The sequence below is a fragment of the Roseivirga sp. genome (assembly GCF_049099775.1).
Taxonomy (GTDB): Bacteria; Bacteroidota; Bacteroidia; order Cytophagales; family Cyclobacteriaceae; genus Roseivirga.
Genome location: NZ_JAGDZM010000004.1, coordinates 115,420 through 133,465 on the forward strand (window position 1 = coordinate 115,420; position 18,046 = coordinate 133,465).

General features: G+C 37.9%; 15 protein-coding genes. 3 read left to right on the forward strand and 12 right to left on the reverse strand.

The genetic code is table 11. The features are described 5' to 3' along the window. Positions 1–7 precede the first annotated feature (7 nt). Positions 8–1,588: an ArnT family glycosyltransferase gene (locus tag JXQ92_RS05050; protein ID WP_421985502.1), complete on the forward strand. Its 1,581-nt coding sequence runs from the start codon at positions 8–10 to the stop codon at positions 1,586–1,588. A 2-nt stretch (positions 1,589–1,590) separates the two neighbouring features. Here the strand turns inward: JXQ92_RS05050 and JXQ92_RS05055 are convergent, their stop codons facing one another. From JXQ92_RS05055 to holA, 11 genes are all read right to left on the reverse strand, one after another. Then, positions 1,591–2,235 carry a phosphatase PAP2 family protein gene (locus JXQ92_RS05055; RefSeq protein ID WP_421985503.1) on the reverse strand — a complete coding sequence of 215 codons (645 nt, stop codon included), beginning with the start codon at positions 2,233–2,235 and terminating at the stop codon, positions 1,591–1,593. Beyond that, positions 2,232–2,894 (reverse strand): tRNA (guanosine(46)-N7)-methyltransferase TrmB, encoded by a 663-nt coding sequence (gene trmB, locus JXQ92_RS05060; RefSeq protein WP_421985504.1) that lies wholly within the window; start codon positions 2,892–2,894, stop codon positions 2,232–2,234. Before trmB ends, JXQ92_RS05055 begins: the two co-directional genes overlap by 4 nt. A 1-nt stretch (position 2,895) precedes the next feature. Then, positions 2,896–4,116, reverse strand: a complete 1,221-nt coding sequence (locus JXQ92_RS05065) for a bifunctional folylpolyglutamate synthase/dihydrofolate synthase (protein ID WP_421985505.1) — start codon at positions 4,114–4,116, stop codon at positions 2,896–2,898. Positions 4,117–4,170: 54 nt separating this feature from the next. Continuing rightward, positions 4,171–5,436 carry a DUF2130 domain-containing protein gene (locus JXQ92_RS05070; protein WP_421985506.1) on the reverse strand — a complete coding sequence of 422 codons (1,266 nt, stop codon included), beginning with the start codon at positions 5,434–5,436 and terminating at the stop codon, positions 4,171–4,173. 249 nt (positions 5,437–5,685) lie between these two features. Continuing rightward, positions 5,686–6,666 carry a hypothetical protein gene (locus JXQ92_RS05075; protein ID WP_421985507.1) on the reverse strand — a complete coding sequence of 327 codons (981 nt, stop codon included), beginning with the start codon at positions 6,664–6,666 and terminating at the stop codon, positions 5,686–5,688. Between the two features lies 1 nt (position 6,667). Beyond that, on the reverse strand, positions 6,668–7,057 hold the full coding sequence (locus JXQ92_RS05080) for an ExbD/TolR family protein (RefSeq protein WP_421985508.1): 390 nt from the start codon (positions 7,055–7,057) through the stop codon (positions 6,668–6,670). Then, positions 7,057–7,737, reverse strand: a complete 681-nt coding sequence (locus JXQ92_RS05085; RefSeq protein WP_421985509.1) for a MotA/TolQ/ExbB proton channel family protein — start codon at positions 7,735–7,737, stop codon at positions 7,057–7,059. The genes JXQ92_RS05080 and JXQ92_RS05085 overlap by 1 nt, the downstream gene beginning before the upstream one ends. Position 7,738: 1 nt before the next feature. Then, positions 7,739–8,746 carry a hypothetical protein gene (locus JXQ92_RS05090; RefSeq protein WP_421985510.1) on the reverse strand — a complete coding sequence of 336 codons (1,008 nt, stop codon included), beginning with the start codon at positions 8,744–8,746 and terminating at the stop codon, positions 7,739–7,741. Positions 8,747–8,812: 66 nt separating this feature from the next. Then, entirely contained in the window at positions 8,813–10,465 is a 1,653-nt protein-coding gene (locus JXQ92_RS05095) for a hypothetical protein (protein WP_421985511.1), read from the reverse strand. After that, a complete protein-coding gene (locus tag JXQ92_RS05100; RefSeq protein ID WP_421985512.1) occupies positions 10,465–13,533 on the reverse strand; it encodes a tetratricopeptide repeat protein in 3,069 nt (1,022 codons plus the stop codon). Before JXQ92_RS05100 ends, JXQ92_RS05095 begins: the two co-directional genes overlap by 1 nt. A gap of 74 nt (positions 13,534–13,607) precedes the next feature. Next, positions 13,608–14,630, reverse strand: coding sequence for a DNA polymerase III subunit delta (gene holA, locus JXQ92_RS05105; RefSeq protein ID WP_421985513.1), 1,023 nt, complete (start codon positions 14,628–14,630; stop codon positions 13,608–13,610). A 95-nt stretch (positions 14,631–14,725) separates the two neighbouring features. On the opposite strand from holA, the gene JXQ92_RS05110 reads away from it, so the two are divergent. Both JXQ92_RS05110 and JXQ92_RS05115 read left to right on the forward strand, forming a co-directional pair. Further along, positions 14,726–15,391: a tetratricopeptide repeat protein gene (locus JXQ92_RS05110; RefSeq protein WP_421985514.1), complete on the forward strand. Its 666-nt coding sequence runs from the start codon at positions 14,726–14,728 to the stop codon at positions 15,389–15,391. Between the two features lie 56 nt (positions 15,392–15,447). Then, complete coding sequence (locus tag JXQ92_RS05115; RefSeq protein WP_421985515.1) at positions 15,448–16,032, forward strand: hypothetical protein; 585 nt, start codon at positions 15,448–15,450, stop codon at positions 16,030–16,032. A gap of 72 nt (positions 16,033–16,104) precedes the next feature. Here JXQ92_RS05115 and JXQ92_RS05120 read toward each other — a convergent pair whose 3' ends face one another. After that, on the reverse strand, positions 16,105–17,916 hold the full coding sequence (locus JXQ92_RS05120; RefSeq protein ID WP_421985516.1) for a hypothetical protein: 1,812 nt from the start codon (positions 17,914–17,916) through the stop codon (positions 16,105–16,107). Positions 17,917–18,046 lie beyond the last annotated feature (130 nt).

An 18,046-nucleotide genomic window follows, 5' to 3' on the forward strand; every position in this document is an offset into this window, starting at 1 on the left:
CCAATTCATGAGCAAACATCTTTCACTTGCGATAATTATTGCCTTAGCCATAGCCGTTTCTTACGCGAATATCGGTGGCTTAGATGTTTATGCTTTAGATGAGGCGAAAAATGCAGAAGCAGCTCGTGCAATGTTCGTTTCTGGTGATTATATAGTGCCTTATTATAATGGCGAATTGAGGACAGACAAGCCTTCTCTTCATTACTATTTTATGTCTGCTGGCTACAGCATTTTTGGCGTAAATGCTTTTGGAGCAAGATTCTTTTCTTCTCTAATGGGTGTGTTAACCATTCTAATCACCTTTCTTTTCGTTAAAAAGAATTTCAATGAAAAAGCTGCAGTAAGTGCAGCATTAGTGCTTATTGCTTCGCTGCATTTTAATTTCCAGTTTCATATGTCGGTTCCCGATCCGTATTTGATCTTTTTCATTACGTGGGCGTTTTATTCTTTTTATGAAGCTTACAAAACAGGGAATAAATGGCAGCTTCTCGCCTATTATTTCGCCATTGGGTTTGGAATTCTGACTAAAGGACCAATTGCTGTAGCCTTACCGGGTGCTACAGCATTGCTATTTCTCATTCTCAATAGAGACTTTAATTGGAAAACCATCTGGAGGCTTCAACCTTTTGGAGGCATTGCGCTGTCCTTACTAGTAGCATTTCCATGGTATTATAAAGTGCATATGGCCACCGATGGTCAATGGACTGATGACTTTTTCTTTAAACATAATTTATCACGTTATTCTGAGGCAATGGAAGGTCATGAAGGGCTTTTCCTATTAACTTTCGCCTTTGTTTTCGTGCTTGGGATGATGACTTATTTGCCTTTTGTATTCCAATCACTAAAGCACACTTGGAAAAACAGAAGTAATGACGCCTTATTGTATTGTGGTATCGCGTTCGCTTTTATTGTTATTTTCTTTGCTTCGTCAAGCACGAAGCTACCAAACTATACGGTGCCGGCCTACCCTGTTTTAGCGGTATTGGTTGGGGTATATATCCATCAATTAACTAATAAGTGGTTTGATAGCTTAGGCAATCGCATTGGGCTGATAAGCTACTGCATTTTCTTAATTGGCTTTCCAGTGGGTATTTACTTTGGAATAGCGCAAGACAAAACGATTTTTGGACTGACTGATTTGAGTTACTATTTCACCCTACTATCATTAGCGGGTATACTCATGCTGTATTTTGCCTTTGTAAAAAGGGATATTCATACGGTGCTCCGTGTAAATGTTTCAGCATGGATAGTCATGATCATTCTGTTCTTTTCTGTTATTTTTCCTGAAGTCGACGCGAAGAATCCAGTTAGACAATTAGTGCCTGAAATGGATAGAAACGCCAAAATTATCTCCTATCAAAGGGTAAATGCAGCCTTTATTTTTGAATTAGAAAGGGAAGTAACTCGCTTTGTAGATCTAGAAGAAATTAGAAAGATTGTCAATACCTATGATAAGGGCTATGTAATTTCCAGAACTACTTATCGTGATGAATTAGAACAAATTTCTGGACTTATTTATCAGGCAGAAGCGCGCGATATGTTCGAAAATCCTACTTCGTTGATCATGAAATGGGATAGATCGAAATAGTCTTATCGCTTGATCAAGCCACCTTTCAGCTTCTCGTTATCCGATTGTTTCTTGAAAATCCGGTAGGCCAATAATACAGATAAAATACCAAAGAGACTTCCCACATAGATATCTCGTGCAAAGTGTTGAAGTAAGTATACTCTAGAAAAACCTACTAAAACAGCGGTAATAAATAGTGCTACCCTTGCCCATTCATTTTTAATGATGAGTATTAAAAAGAAGAAGAGTGTAAAACCAGATGCCGTATGTCCAGATGGAAAACTGTCGTATCCTCTTACGGTTACCCCTTCTACAAAATTCAAGACCTCAATCTGATCTGCAAAGAAAGTTTTAGGTCTTGGTTCACCTGCCGAAAGCCATTGCTTGAAAATATGTACAAACACTGTCTGGAACGCAACTGCAATAATGAACATCAGAAAACGATAATAATTGGTCAACAATAAAACCAAGCCTAAAACACCCAAAAGCACGCCATCGCCCAGATATGTCCAGTATTTGAAGAATAAATCGAGTGTATTATTATGATTCTTATTGAACCATAGGACAATGTCGCCGTGGGCCGTCATAACTAGAACAACACCAAAAATGACAAGGTATGCGGTTGTTAGCCAATTAACTTTTGTTCCGAAGATTGTATCTGATTTCATCTCTTAAACCTGAATTTCATGTATTTAATTGGTTCTCCCAAATCAAGATATTTCTGTTCAAAATTCGTTTTAATACCGTGATGATCATCAATGTAATCGGAATTATAGAGGTCGAACGTATACTCTAAATCGATAATATCGGTTCTCTCTTTCAGTACCTCCAATGTATATTCAAAAAGGCCAGTATTATCAGTTTTGAAGAATACCTGACCTTGTGGTTTGAGCAAACCCTTGTACATATTCAAAAACCGAGGTGATGTCAAACGACGTTTCTCATCTCTGTCTTTCGGCCTAGGATCAGGAAAAGTGATCCAGAGTGTATCTATTTCTGCAGGTGCAAAGAAGCCATCAATATTATGGATTAAAGTCCTTAGAAAGGCCACTTGCTCCAATTTAAGATCAATAGCTTGTTTACTCCCCACCCACAAGCGATCACCTTTTATATCAACACCAATAAAGTTTCTTTCTTTAAATACCTTAGCTAGTCCAATGGTGTACTCGCCTTTGCCACAGCCCATTTCCACGGTAATTGGCCAATCATTTTTGAAATGCTTTGTATTCCAATGGCCTTTAAGCTCATTGAAATTTTCATCACCATCCTGTAAAATGTTAGGCAACTCTTTATTCTCGTGAAAACGCTTTTTCTTGGCTCTTGGCATTTTATAATCCGTCAATTTCGGCTACAACAAAGGTACTTCCTCCTACGAAAACAAGGTCTTCTTTATTTGCCAATGGTGTAACACTATTAATTGCCTCATTAACATCGCCAATATAATTGGCATGAATACCTAAGGCATTGGCCAATTGCTCTATTTGTTCCAGTGGCATGGCCCTTGGAATATTAGCCATACAAAAAGTCAATTGATATGTTTTTGGAATTAATGTGAGTAGATCTTTCACATTTTTGTCATTTACAAAACCTAAAACCATATGAACATTTGGTATTGAGAGACTTGCTATTTGATCAAGTATTAGCTGAAACCCCTCTTTATTATGTCCTGTATCACAGATGGTTAAAGGCGATTCATTCAAAGTTTGCCAACGTCCTTTTAGTCCTGTAAGCTCAACAACATTGTTAAGTCCTTCCTTTGTGGCATCTTCAGTAATATCCCAACCGTTGGTGCTCAATACATCAAGCGTAGTCAGTACTCCTGGTACATTCTTTCGCTGATAGAAACCCTCTAGGTCTGTGTTAAGACTGTTCTTCTCGCGATCGGCATAGATAAGATCAGAATTCGTTTGTGCGGCTTTCTTCTCAAAAACGGGATTAATTTCATCATTGCCTTCACTAATCACAACAGGTACATTTGGCTTAATAATTCCAGCCTTTTCTCCTGCAATTTCAGGCAATGTGCTCCCCAACATATCCATGTGATCATATCCTATATTCGTGATTAATGAAACTTCAGGAGTAATTATGTTGGTAGAGTCTAGTCTACCGCCTAGCCCCACTTCAACCACGGCTATATCAACTTCTTCCTTAGAAAAGTAATCAAAAGCCATCGCAACGGTCATTTCAAAAAATGAGGGCTTTATCCGATCGATATGGGGTTTATTTTTCACAACAAAATCAACAACCTCTTCTTCAGCAATAGGTCTACCGTTTATTTTAATGCGTTCTGTGAAGCTTTTTAAGTGTGGCGAAGTATAGAGTCCTACTTTGTAACCGGCCTGTTGAAGCACAGCTGCAAGCATATGAGCGGAGCTGCCTTTTCCATTAGTGCCTGCCACATGTACACTTTTGAAGTTCTTATACGGGTTGCCAAGTGCCTTGCAAAGATCTAGGGTGTTGGAAAGATCTTTCTTGAATGCCTTCTTACCATCCCTTTGGTACATGGGTAAGGCATTAAATAGAAAGTCAAGCGCCTCCTGATAATTCATGTCGCGAAGATAATATATGTTACAGATAATACTGTAAATGTGCCCTTAGGCTAATTAAGAGATTTCTTCGTTAAAATCGCCCTCATCCAATTCAAGTGATTTAACCGGTTGAATCGCATTGCCTGCAATACCTTTTACCGATCCGTACATATCGATAGTATTGTTGACCACTTTATCGATTTGTTTTTCTCTTTCTTTCCAAATTCTAGCCATCGCCCTTTTCTCACTATCCAAGGCATTTTTCATAGAAGTAAATCCTTCCACAATGGCTTCTACCTGCATCCTGAAAGTACTGCTTGTTAAGAAGTCATAAAGCATATGCATTTTATCGCCTTTGTTCTCTTGCGAGCCTACGGCAATGTTCACCTGAACAATTTGATCTCTTAATACTGCGCAAAGGCCTTTAAATTCATCGTAGTTACAAATCCAGATACCATCGCGCAAGCCCATACGATCCATATCCGATGGCATAACTTCAGTAACTAATACGCCAATATTTGCGCCTTTTTCTCGGATATCGGCTTTAAATTTCTCAATCCAGCTAGGCTGAAAATCTTTGGTTCTTTTACTTTCATAGTAAATGGTACCGCAGTTTTGAATGCTTCTGGTATTTACTATTTGAATGCAATCGCCACCGCGTGCACCTTTCTTAATTTCTTCAATACTATCCAAAGGAAACTGATTGGCAAGCCATTCTTCAATGGCTAATTCTTGAACTTCGCCTTGCAATTGCATGGAGCCCTGCTCTTGCTTACGCTTCATCTCTTCAGTCAAGCGTTTCTGGTCTTCGAGCTGTTTTTGCATTTCTTTAAACCGCAGCTCATTCTTTTCTTCTTCGGCTTTCTTTATTTTTTCTTTTTCGCCTAATAGCGTTTCATTAAGCTTCTTTTGTGCTTCGGCTTCAGCGGCTTCTTTCAGTTCGCTTTTTTCTCTTTTTAGTTTTTCAATTTCTGCCTTAGTTCGGTTGAGTTCTTTGATTTGCTCAGACTTTTCGTTGAGTTCTTTTTGTAAGGTTTGAAATTGATCGGATTGTTCTTCCGCAAGTTTTGTTTTCAAGCGTTCTTCAATGCCTTTTCTATCTTCTCTTAACTGTTTTTCAAGCCTATCTTTAAAGAGCTCGTTTTCTTGCTTCTTCTTTTCTTCAAATGCTGCTTTTTCTTGATTCAAAGACTCAAATTCCGATGCAAACTTGTTCTTTTCAGCCTGTAGTTGTTCTTGAAATTGCTGTTTGTATTTGTCTTCCAGCTGATGGGATAGTATGTCTTGTACATCAATTGATGTGTTACAATTGGGGCATTTAATATTAGTTTGATCGTTCATTAAGGGGATGATTGATTATGCTGTCTGCAAAAGATAAAGTTAGCATCCTTGATAAAAAAACAGCAGGCTCTTACGTGTTTATGTTTCGGTTTTGCTAAGAAAATCGAAAAGCCTCAACTTTTTAGAATTGAAAAGCTTAATTCATCTCACTTTGCTCAGCTAGATGGCCGATGCTTATTTAAGCGATATTCTAGAGGTGAATTTTGATGTCTCTGATACTAATTATTTGAACTTGATTAACTAGAACTTCTAGTTGGTTTTAATCACAAAGGTTACTTCTCCTTTTGAAATTGGGGCAGGTGCTTTGGAGGTATCAGTTTGCCTAAAGCTAAGCTTGAGTACTTGTTTCTTATAGAATTCGACAATGGTATTGTCGCTTATAGTTGTACCAGGTACTACTGAAACGTTCAACACTTTGCCTCTGTCATCTACATCGATCGCAAACTTGATAATGCCATCGATCTGAGAATCGTCTTTTTCAGTAGGAGGTCTTTCCCATTTCCATCCGTCAAGACTATAGCTTACCCCGATATCTTCACCGCCGGGATTGGTGCCTTGGGTTTCTTTATTGCCTTCAGGATTCCCTTGATTTCCTTTTTTATCAGGATACTCACCTTGATTGTTTGAAGTTGGCTTTTTAGAATCCGTATTGGTCTTTTTACCACCCATAAGTGCTCTAGAATCTAAAACAGGCTTAGGCTTTGGTGCAGGCTTAACTTCCTCTTTCTTTTCTTCTTCCACTATCTTTGGCGGAACAACTTCTTCTTTTTTCTCTTCTACTACCTCTTCCTTCTTCTCCTCTACTTTTACTTCACTTTCAACCGGCGTCACCACAGGTTTCTCAATTACTTCCTCTTGAACAACAGGTTTTTCTTCTTGAACCTCTTCAACTTTAACAGGATCGGGAATTACTTCTTCTTGCACTTCCGTTTGCTCCTCTTCTACAGGGTCTATTTCTTCTTGCGTTTCAACTTCCACTGTTTCTGCTTCTACCTCAGCATCTGGTGGAGTAACTTCTTCGGACTCTTCTGCCAGTGCTTCTGCTTCTTTTTCAACATCGCCACCGCCTTCTTCTTCAAAACCGAAATTCAATTCTATACCATATTCAGGAGTTGGTGGATCTGGAGGACTCCAGGCTACTAAAATGATCAATAGCAGAACAACCAATGCATGAATTGCAGTGGTCATTATAATGCTAAATTTCTTATCCTTTTTCTCCTGTTCAGACATGCTATTCAGGTTTTGTTACCAAAATTGTCTTTTGCTTTAGTTTGGCGGCAATTCCACCAACCCTTGCCATATGACCTACGGGAACTGACTGATCAATGTTTAAACTCAAGGTCCCTTCTTCTCCATTCACTAACCTTGCCAATTCCGATTCAAAGCTATCTGCAGTGATATCCTTTTGGTTCAATCGGTACTGTAAGTCTTCTGTTATGGTCAGACTGTTCTTTTGTAATACGATTGAAGATGAAGCTGCAGATGGCAGGTTTACTACTAAGCCTGAAGGCGTAATGAACGAAGATGTCAGCATAAAGAATATCAATAATAAAAACACGATATCCGTCATAGACGACATGCTGAATGCTGAATCTACTTTATGTTTTGATTTAATATCCATTATGTCGGCTCTTGTAATAAGTCAATAAAGTCGATTGAAGTATATTCCATGTAGTGAATAGCCTTCTGTACCTTGGAAACCAAGTAGTTATAACCTAAGTAGGCTATAATTCCTACTACAAGACCTGCAGCCGTGGTAATCATAGCCTCATAAATACCTGTAGATAGCAATTTAGGGCTTACTGAGCCTTCTTCTTGTGCGATGGATATAAAGGCTTGTATCATCCCTGAAACAGTTCCTAAAAAGCCAATCATTGGCGCAGCACCTGCAGTGGTAGCTAAAAGAGAAAGGTTCTTTTCTAGTTTATAGACTTCAATTTTTCCCACATTTTCAATTGAGGCTTCAATTGTTTTAAGTGGGCTACCGATTCTGTGTATTCCCTTTTCTATCATTTTAGCAATTGGGGAATCGGTTTGGGAACATAAAAGTTTCGCGCCATTTACATCGCCGCTACCTACTAAGTCTTTAATCTTATCCATGAATTCGAACGGTGTTTTCGCTGCTCTATTCAAGTTCCTAAGTCTTTCAAAGAAAATATAAATCGCTACAATGGATAGCGCTAGGATTGGGATTAACCAAAACCCGCCTTTGAGAATTAACTCAAAGAAAAATAAAGTTCCTTCTCCATCTGCCGCTACACCTGTTGTGTCGGCTCCATTCAATTGTTGTAAAATCACCATTTTAATATTTCAATACCCAGATATTTTGACCGTAATCTTCTACTAGTGTTTCTCGTTCTTCAAATGCTACAGCACGGCTATCACTTACTGCGACACCCACTCTGTGCAAAGTAAAATCACCCGAAGGCTCTATCATGTATGCGTTAATTCCCGAAGCAACAATTTTATTCGCTTCATCCAAGGCAAGGTCATCATCGAAAAAACTACCAATAACAACATAGAAACGTCCGTCAGGAGCAGAAATTGTTACTATTTCAGGCTTAGTCTCTACTTCCTGAACTTCTTCCACAACTGGCGCTGGTTCTTCTGGCTCAGGAGTTTCCTGAACAGGTTGCTCTTCTACTTCTGTTTTAACTGGCGGAGCAGGCTCTTCTACTTCAGCCTTATCAAATATTAAAAAATAGGCAGCTGCTGCAGCCAAAATGATAACAATAAATACGACAAGACCTGTATTATTACTTTTCTTCTCCTCTTTAGGGCCTTCCTTAGGGGCTGTAGTTGTTGCAGGCTCAGTTTTAACTGGTGGAACTACAGGTTTTTCTTCTTCTTTTTTAGGTGCTGAAACAGTTGATGCTTTTGTAGTTGCATCTGGCAGCGGAACTGCCTTCACTTCAGTTTTCTCTGTTGGTTTTGCCGTTGCTGTTTTTACTGCCTTTGGTTTAGGCTTAGATACCGTCGCTTTTGCTTTGGGCTTTGGAGTAGTTTTAGGTTTTGGTGCCGCTTTCTTTTTAGCGACTGGTTTTTTCTTTGGCGCAGCTTTCGGTGTCGCTGGTTCTATCTCCTTAATTTCAATGGCATCATCTAAGGGATCCAGTGAGATGTCATCTAATCCAAAATCATCATCCACTGGAGGTTTAGGAGATTTCGGCACAGGCTTTTTCTTAACAGGTGCTTTTTTAGCAGCTGTTGTTTTTTTTGCTGTCGTGGTACTCTTCTTTGGTGTTGACTTAGTTGTCCCGCTTGTTGTTTTTTTATCCTCATTAGGATCGGTATTCTTTTTTGCGGCCATTATTATTCAGGTTGATGAATCGAATCTTAAGTTAATAAAATATATGATGGGCACCGGACCAGAAAATTAGAATGAAACGGAAATACCGCCTAAAAATTGAATACCTCGCGATGGGTAATTCAGATATCTTTGGTAATTGGTGCCGAATAGGTTATTTAACTTCAAAAATACACCAAATTGTTGATTTAGTTGATACCGTCCTCCCAAATTTAAATCAAGGATATCGTCTAAGTCAAATGCCTCTCCTGTTTCTCCATTTAAAGCTTTTAAGCCACCTAAGTAGTACACATCTGCTGTTACCGAAAGGTTTTCTATCGGGAAGAACGTGTTGTGGAATGCAGTTTTAAAAGTGGGTAAGTGCCAAGCTTCTGCCAAGTTTGGAGAAGTAGCGCTCAAGTCATAATTGTAGAAGTCGAAACGTAAAGAAGACCTTACTTGCCCCTCTTGCTCATAATTTATCTCAGAGAAGATATTCAAACGATCGGTAGTACCATCGTCATAGAGAATTTCAAAGCGTGATGAGTCAGAGGCAGCATTCGTAATCAACTGAAGATTATTCAATGATGCTAATGATGCTCCGGCATTTAGTCTTAAGCCTTTAGATAAGTCTAATTCTACTCCACCATAAATATCACTTTCCTTTTCTGTATTTCTTAAATCGAAAGCGGCTCGTAAAAATGGGTTCTGTGTGATGGTTGATTCTAATGAGTTCATCATAACGGTACCTTCATACCCAGCATAAACTCTTAAACCAGTGTTAACACTGAAACTACCTTCCACAACTGGATAGATTGACATTCCATTGCCAGAATCATTATCGCCGGCAAAGTTTACTCCACCTGTAAGTGTGAAACCAGTACCTGTGTAATACAACCGTGGTTGAAGGTTTAAGTAATTCCTGTTTACATCAATGGTCGCATCTTCTCTTTTAGAGAGAATGGCTAGTGCATTCAAAGAGACTTTAATGTTCTCTGATAATTTATAATCAGCAGATACGTCGAAATTAAATTTATTCTCTTTTGCCGCTAGATCATCACTAAAGAATACCCAGTCGGTGTTGAAACTATAGTTTAAATCCTGATCGCGTTCTGTTTTCTCTACGCCTACATTGGCTGAAAAACGACTGAATTTTTGCTCAATTGCATCGCTCGTTAGATCTAAAACTGGATTATAGCCGAAGAAATGCACTTTCTGTTGGCTGTAGTTTAGGCTTCCTGATATGGTATTTAGGCCGTTGAAAAACTTTCCGCCAATCGCTGCCTCGGTTTTACCACTTCCTGAGTTCTCATCGAAAACTGGACCTGTACGAGATGAAAGGTGTCTCACGTAAAGGTTAAAAACGTAATCTTCGCTTTTTTTAGAACCTAAATAGCCTTCAAAGTAAGGTGTGCCAAAATTGCCGTAACCTGCTTTTACATAATTTGTGGTAAAATCAGTAGCCGGTTTGCTAGATCTATAGTTTGCCGTTTGAAAAAAGGGTTCTAATGGATTTAAGCTGTAATTAAACTTTTTAAAGAGGTAACTCTGCTTTGTAGCTACTCTGTTGACCGGCAATTGTGGAATCTTCTCAAAGTTCCTCGTCGCTGGTGGTAAAACTATCTTTCTATCCTTACGAATTACAATTTCAGCCTCTTCTTCTAGTCTGCCTGCTCCGCCTTGCGCAAAGGCTTGAAGTGTTACAAAAGAGCAAAGTAAAATGATTGATAATGACCTTTTCATTATTGGTTTCCTCCTTTATTTTGAGTTGTATCTTGACCTGCGGCTTCTTGTTCTGCTAAAGCAGCTTCAAGTTTCTCAATTTCGACGAGTTTAGTTTTCGCTTCATTCAAAACAGTTTCAATGATGGCGTTTTCTATAATTGAGTTCACAGTGCCTTTTGCTTGAAATAATTCATCTAAGGCTATATAGTTATCCGCCACTAATAAAAATGCTTTACCTAGCCATTCATCATACTCACCAAAGCTTTCGCTGAACTCAAATAACGTATTCAAAGATTGTTGATACTGTTTCTGTTGATAGAAAATCTTACCTAGTAAAAACTGAGCTTCTGCACCATATTGATCTTTAGAAGAATTAATGGTAGTCAGTAGCTGATCGATCGCTTCATCGAAATTTCCTTCACTATATGCCGATTTGGCGAGATAGAGCTGTGCCCTATTGGTAGCATCTTGAGAGATATTTCCTTTCGTGAGAATGTTATTAGCATAAACTCTCATTTTAGTAAAATCTCCCAGCTTAAAGTAAGCATCTAACAAGCCAACCCAAGCATCGTTTTCTTGACGCTTACTCCTTGCAATACCTTCTAGTTTGGTATAGTAATTTGCAGCCTCTTGAAAATCGCCTGCTTTAATCTGCAATTCACCAATTCTTTGGAAAACTACATCCATGTCATTGATTTCAGAGGCTCTGTCTAATTCATAATAAATTGTTAGGGCTTTCTCACTTTCAGACAGTCTGTAATGACTTTCTGCCCTGAAGAACTTGGCTTGATGCCTCAGAGGGCTTTGTCCATAACTCTTCTCATAATCTTCAAATGCCCCAATAGCCGCGCTATACTCACCACTATAATATTTGTTTTTAGCCGCTTCTAATTCTATCGTTTCTAGAGATTCATTATCAGGGTTTGCACTTCTGTACTTGGCTAGGTACTGATCGAATTCCAGCACCTTATTATTGAGTTTTAGAGTGTTCTGAAGCCCTAATAACGCACTGTTAGCCACTTTACTGGTTACATATTTATTAAGGATTGTTTTGTAGTCCTCTTCTGCTTTATCCAATTCATTTAAATTGAAATAAGCCAAGGCTCTACTTTCAAAAGCATAAGGTATAAATGGACTTTGATCCAGGCGCTCAATCACTCGGGTGAAGCCAATAATAGAAGCTCTAAAATCATTTGCTTCTAGTTGGATTTGAGCCTTTTTGTATATCGCATCATCATAATATCGCGATTGACTGTATCGATTAATGACAATGTCCAATGCTTGGATGGCTTCCGAACTTTTATTCTGGAAATCGCGAACAACTCCTTTTTGGAAGTATGCATAGTCAACATTTGGGTTATTGTTATCTATCGCTCTTTGATAGTAAGAAATCGCAGTGGCATATTCTTTATCTACATAGTAGCAGTCTGCTAAGCGAAGGATAGCGTCGTTATAATTCAGTCTATCCTTTTTGTTCTGGAGTGCATCAACATATCGTTTTAAATAGACTCTTGCTCGACTATAATCTTGCGTATTATAGTAAGCATAACCCATTCCATAATTTGCTTTCAGGTAGTATTCTGAATTTCTATTCCGTGTGTCGAACACTTTTTGATAAGAATTAATAGCAGAAGCATAGTTTCTAGATGTAGCTTCTGCTTCTGCTTTCCAGAAAAGCGCTCCGGTTTCAAGCTCTTTATCAACCCGATATCTTAAAGATTTATCGAATAACTGAATGGCAGTCTTATACTTTGCCGTATTGAAATATTCTGTTCCTTTATAAAAGGTCACTTTCTGATAAGCCTGCTTTATTCTATCTGTTTTATTCTCAATACGTTCTATAAACGTGATTGCGCGCAGGAAGTCATTTGTATTTAAAAAGGCTTCTGACAATAGATTATTCGCCTCTGGTACATAAGATGATGTTGGGTAATTCTTTATGAATCTGTCTAGTGCCCCAATTGCAATGGAGTATTTTTTGGCTTCGAAGTTTACTTTGGCATAATTAAACGCCGATTCTTCTTGAATGCTTTCGTTAAACGGAAGTTTACTCGCTTTGTCGAAAGCAGCAATAGCAAAAAGATAGTTCTCTTGTTCTACATAAAGCTGGCCTAAGTAATAAGAAGCATTTTGAGCGATTGTATCTTCTTTTAAACCTACCCTTTTAAAATCTTCTATGGCCGCTTCTGCATTTCCTAGGGTAAAATTTGAGTAAGCCATTCTATAAAGCGTCTCTTCCGTTATACTCTTTCCAGCGATTTGTCGGTAAAGGCCATAGAATTCAATGGCTTCTTCGTAACGTTCTTGATTGTAAGCTGATTCTGCCGCTAACTGATAAATCTGATAGAGATAATCAGTTCTTCTGCTTTCCGTCCCTATATCCTTAAATTTACCTGCATAAGCGAGTACTTCACCATAACGCTTCTGCTTATAGTAAGCACTGGTAATCATAATCGGTACGCGGAATTGGTATTTTGGACTTGTTTCTGATCGTTTTAAGTCTACCAATACCTTATCATAGTTAGCATCTAAATAAGCTAAGAAACCCGAATAGTAGTTTGCATCGGCATAGTATGGACTCTCTTGCTGTTTGGCTAAGTCGAAATATTCAATGGCTTCAGTTTTCTTGTTCAAGCTAAACGCCGAGTAAGCGATCTTAAAATTGGTTTCTGATCGCTCATTGTTATCTAAAACACTAGTATTGGCCAGTTTTAAGTACTTATTGGCGGTTCCGTAGTCCTTGGACTCAAATGCATTGATACCTAGGTTAAAATAAGCCTTAGATGCTTTTGGGTGGTTAGGACGCTTTGCAACGAAATCGGAAATAAGTTGAGTACCATCGGGGTTATTTAGGTTTAGCGCACAGTAGGCAACGTAGTATTCTGAATCTGCCTTTTTAATCTCATCTGTTCCTACTGCTAAGTATCTTTCGAATTGTTCTCGTGCCGCGCTAAATTTTTGCTTATCAAACAATTCTAGTCCAAAACGATAGTATTGGTTTTCGTTGTTTTGATGTAGCGTACTTTGAGCTGTTAATGACCCGAGCGCAATGAAAGAGATGCTGAATAAAAAAATTATCTTCCTCATCAATTTAATTTTTGCTCACTTTTACTCTAAACTCTTTTTGGCATTGATTATTGTCAGCTACTTGACTGACTATCTCAATGCATCAATTTAAATACTAATTCTTTCAATACCTCTTCTTCGCGTATTGCACCTGAATTCACTCCTTTCGACCTTAAATCAGCTTCTCTTAAGTGGCTAATATTTTGAATAACTTTTCCTAAGGCATAATGCGATGCAGCCATTTTATATTCCTTTACCACAAATGGTGGTACACCTATAGCCCTCGCTAAACCTGAATCTGATTTGTCTTTGGCGCTATGCACTAACAAAAGTTTGGTGTGATAAGAGTAAAGCAAGGCCACCATCGGAATTATTGAATGTGCCCTAATATTTGCTGAAAAATAGTTGACAATCCTATTTGCTTTTAGAATATCTCGCGATGAGATAGCTTTCTGCAATTCAAAAACATTATAGTCTTTGTTAATACCAACATACTTTTGAATATGATCTTCGGTGATCTGCTCTCCTTCTGCCAAATTGATGGCTACCTTACCAATCTCATTGCTCAAACGTTCTAAGTTTGTACCGATATAATCGGCTAGCATTTGAACGGATGGATAATTAATGTTTAAGCCCTTACCTTTCACATAGCCTTCAATCCAACCAGGTAATTCATAATCTCTTAGCTTAGTAGTGGTCACCAGCAAAGACTTTTTGTTCAAAGCCTTAGACAACGGCTTTCTTCCATCTACTTTCTTATGCTTATGGGCAAAAACGAGTACTGTAGAAGGCACAGGATTGTCCAAATAGTCCATTAACAGCTTTTGACCATCTTCCTTATTCAGGTCGGGAATTTCTTTGGCTTCTTTAACCAATACCAATTGCCGTTCGGCCATCATTGGAAAACGCCTGGCATTTGTGATAATCTGACTCATATTGGCATCCTTGCCATACATAACCGTTTGGTTAAAACCTCTTTCGGCTTCTGGCAAACAATTGTCTTCAATAAAATCTGAAATTTGGTCGATGTAGAAGGATTCTTCTCCCTGAAGGAAGTAAACCGGTGCGTACTTTCCGGACTTCAAATCACTTAATACCTGATCAGGATGCTGACTCATAGACTTGAAGTCAAATATAGTTACTCGAATCTATTTTTCGGTAGAATGAACTAAGACTTTTATGAGCTGTTTATATTTGAATTAAAATTGAGGATATGTCTTTGGAGTTAATTCAAAAAGGAGTCGATTGTTGCAGGAATAATGCATATGAAAAAGGGATAGAATTTTTCAATTCAGCATTAAAAGAGTACCCTGATCATATTGAGGCTTTATACAATAGAGCGCGCGCTTATTCTAAAGTGGACGAACTTGAAAAATCACTGAATGACTTTAAAAGGCTAGTAGAAATACAACCTTTAAATCCTTCTTTCATAGGAGATTATGCCGTAGCTCTTCATTTAAACAATAAGAACGATGAAGCGAGCATTCAGTTTGAAAAGGCCCTTCAATTAGAACCTGAAAACCCTTATCGTTATTCTTCCAGAGCCTTCTTTAAAGATAGAATTGGCGATCATGAAGGTGCACTTCTAGACTACGATAAAGCTATCGCTCTAGACCCTGAAGATGCCATTGCCATAAACAATAGAGGTTTGGTAGAAGAAAAACTAGGTTATGCTGAACGGGCAAAGAAAAGTTTTGAGAAGTCGAATGACTTGGTTGGATACAAGCCAGACGTCGAAAAGGAAATAAAACCCGAACCAAAGATAGAACCACCTAAAGCGTCTGCTACTAAGGCTGAGGTGTTAAAAACACTATTGACAAAGGATGGCCTAAAAGACTTCGGTAAGTTTACCGCTAATCTATTCAAGCCTAAAAAGTAACCCATTTTAATGATTAACTTGAAAGCACCATTAGACAGATACCAAAAAGAAGAAAAATGAAAAAACTCATTATTACATCTATCGCTTTAATCTTTACCACGGGTCTTTTGGCTCAAGTGAAAAAGGAAGATCAAATAAAATCTGCCATGTGGGCTGCTCCAGAGGCGGCACGAGAAGGTGCTCATGTTTATGGCTTCGATAAGGATGGAAGCTTCGTAACGCTACGAGAGGGTACCAACAACTTTATAGTACGCTCTGATGATCCTAACAAGGAAGGTTTCGAAATAGTATGCTACCCGAAAGATGTTGAGCCGTTTATGGCTAGAGGACGTGAATTAAAAGCAGAAGGTAAATCTCGAGGAGAAATTTTCGATATCCGTGAAAAAGAAATGATGAACGGAACGCTCCAAAAACCAGGCTATGGTTCTACACTTCAGATATATAGAGGTGCTGACGCTCGATACAACCCTGAATCGGGTAAAGTTGAAGGCGGTGAATATCGCTATGTAATCTACACTCCTTTGGCTACTGCGAAAACAACTGGTTTGCCAGAAAAACCAAATGGTGCAGGTCATCCTTGGGTGATGTTTCCTGGCTTATATCGTGCCCACATTATGATAACACCTCCAATGAAGCAATAAAGACCTTTTAGATTTCAATCAAAAAAAGAGCCACAGCACTTACTAGTATTGTGGCTCTTTTTTTTGGAACAGTTATTTAGTTTTTATTAAAGGAAATGAATAGCCGATTTGAAACCGCTGAAATGACTGTAAATCTTCTGCCTTATCATAAACGGCACTTGCTCTTAAGAATATTTCATTAAATCGATTATTATTGGGCCTGAAGGAAACATCAACTATTGCGCTTTTTATTCGCTTATCCGTTAATTCAAAACCGCTTCTCAAATTTTCAACACGTCCTGTGATATAGTCAAAACCAATGGTCCATCGAGTGTCAGGCCTAAACTCGATCGACAAACTCCCCTCAAATGAATAAGAAAGTTCATCTTTGCTTTCAGTTTCGCCAGGAAATAGTACCGATGTCCAATAAGAGCTTCCGATTGCGTCAATCCTAATTATAAATTTGTGTCTTGGAAAATCGAATGAAAATAGGTTGAGTCTTGTACTAAAACTCATATAATTGAACCTGTGTACGTTTATTGCCGATTGATCCTCGGTGTTTAAATCTAGCGACCTGAGCTTATCTTCTATTTTCGAAATCCGAACTTTTGGTTCGAAATAATTAAATGGGTGAAATACTAGCCTATTTTGAGCATTTAAGATAATTTTCCGGGAAACCTCTGCTTGAATTAGCCCATTGGGATTATCATTGGAGAATCCACTGAAATCCGTAAAAGCTCTTGTTTGAAAGAGATATTTAGTGTCCTCTTTAAACATGATTTGCATACTCGGTAATGTAGTTTTATCATCCGACAGTTTTTCGCGACTCACTCTATACAATCCATCTTTGGGGCTATAATCATCGGATTTGAGCGCCAAAAATGGGCTGTATTCAATAATTTCTCTTAGATCCAAGTCAAAACTATCAAAAGGGTTGTGAATATTTATCAGGTTCACCTTAAACATAATGCTGATGTCATATAATGAAGAAATACTTATTGGCGCTGGATTTCTATAGGTTTTGGCAATCGTTTCCTTCTCATATTTATTTACACTTATGATTTTTTTTAAAAGATCTACCACAATCAGATAATCATCTTCAAGTTCAAATTGTAAAATATCGTTGTTCCTATACAAATTACGAGGTTGAACATTCTTCTCATTTGAAATGATATTTGACCCTGTTAATTGCTTGAGGACGTTTTGTTCCATGAGACCTTTTGCTGAAAATTTTGTATCGATCGGAACTTCCGAGATCAATTTCCTCTTTTTTCGAGTCATACTACCATTGACAATCATATTCCGAATTGTCCCGTTCAATATTTCTAGTTCTACTGTATCAACACGGAACTGACGTGTTGCTTCAAAGAGCGAAACATCCTTCAGGAAATTATATTCCTTCCATTTTGATTTTGACATTGCGCTTAATTTTTTGTACCTATTTATTCTTTTAGCATTTCCGGTCCGTCTTTCTAATCTTAATAATCTGATATACCTTTTTTTCAATACATTATGATAGACTTTTAAACTGTCCATAAATTTCATTACACCGGCTCGTGGTGCTGGCAGCACAGAAAAACCTGAATACAGTTGAAAAAAGAGTTCATCCGCTTCACGGGCAATATCATCTTTCTTATAGAATAGTGATGGGTCTATCCTTATTACAGCTTTTTCAAACTTTAGCTTAAAAACCGAAAGTTTCAACACTGAAATACTAAAAGAATCAAGCGGACTCTTTTCCTTGGATAAATATATTTTATAATTATCACCATTTTTAAATGCCGACATTTTAAAGACTTGTTTCTCAATAACAAATTCGTCTTTCACACTGGTTTGTGCATAAATACAAGTTGATAAATAAGATAGTATGCCTATAAGGCATAGTTTTTTAACTATAAGATTCATAATTATATGTGTTATTAAAACTATAATATAGCTTTATAATTCTATTTACGCAATATCATAATTGATGAATCTATATTTGAAACCTACCAAAAAGAAGATGCAGGAGTTTGCTTAATTGGAATCAAAAAAA

Bases quoted from the DNA above. Each gene is read 5' to 3' on its own strand.
- JXQ92_RS05055 (WP_421985503.1), bottom strand. From the start codon at position 2,235: ATGAAATCAGATACAATCTTCGGAACAAAAGTTAATTGGCTAACAACC.
- JXQ92_RS05090 (WP_421985510.1), bottom strand. From the start codon at position 8,746: ATGGCCGCAAAAAAGAATACCGATCCTAATGAGGATAAAAAAACAACA.
- JXQ92_RS05050 (WP_421985502.1), top strand. From the start codon at position 8: ATGAGCAAACATCTTTCACTTGCGATAATTATTGCCTTAGCCATAGCC.
- JXQ92_RS05080 (WP_421985508.1), bottom strand. From the start codon at position 7,057: ATGGATATTAAATCAAAACATAAAGTAGATTCAGCATTCAGCATGTCG.
- JXQ92_RS05100 (WP_421985512.1), bottom strand. From the start codon at position 13,533: ATGAGGAAGATAATTTTTTTATTCAGCATCTCTTTCATTGCGCTCGGG.
- JXQ92_RS05110 (WP_421985514.1), top strand. From the start codon at position 14,726: ATGTCTTTGGAGTTAATTCAAAAAGGAGTCGATTGTTGCAGGAATAAT.
- JXQ92_RS05070 (WP_421985506.1), bottom strand. From the start codon at position 5,436: ATGAACGATCAAACTAATATTAAATGCCCCAATTGTAACACATCAATT.
- JXQ92_RS05095 (WP_421985511.1), bottom strand. From the start codon at position 10,465: ATGAAAAGGTCATTATCAATCATTTTACTTTGCTCTTTTGTAACACTT.
- holA (WP_421985513.1), bottom strand. From the start codon at position 14,630: ATGAGTCAGCATCCTGATCAGGTATTAAGTGATTTGAAGTCCGGAAAG.
- JXQ92_RS05075 (WP_421985507.1), bottom strand. From the start codon at position 6,666: ATGTCTGAACAGGAGAAAAAGGATAAGAAATTTAGCATTATAATGACC.
- JXQ92_RS05065 (WP_421985505.1), bottom strand. From the start codon at position 4,116: ATGAATTATCAGGAGGCGCTTGACTTTCTATTTAATGCCTTACCCATG.
- JXQ92_RS05120 (WP_421985516.1), bottom strand. From the start codon at position 17,916: ATGAATCTTATAGTTAAAAAACTATGCCTTATAGGCATACTATCTTAT.
- JXQ92_RS05085 (WP_421985509.1), bottom strand. From the start codon at position 7,737: ATGGTGATTTTACAACAATTGAATGGAGCCGACACAACAGGTGTAGCG.
- JXQ92_RS05115 (WP_421985515.1), top strand. From the start codon at position 15,448: ATGAAAAAACTCATTATTACATCTATCGCTTTAATCTTTACCACGGGT.
- trmB (WP_421985504.1), bottom strand. From the start codon at position 2,894: ATGCCAAGAGCCAAGAAAAAGCGTTTTCACGAGAATAAAGAGTTGCCT.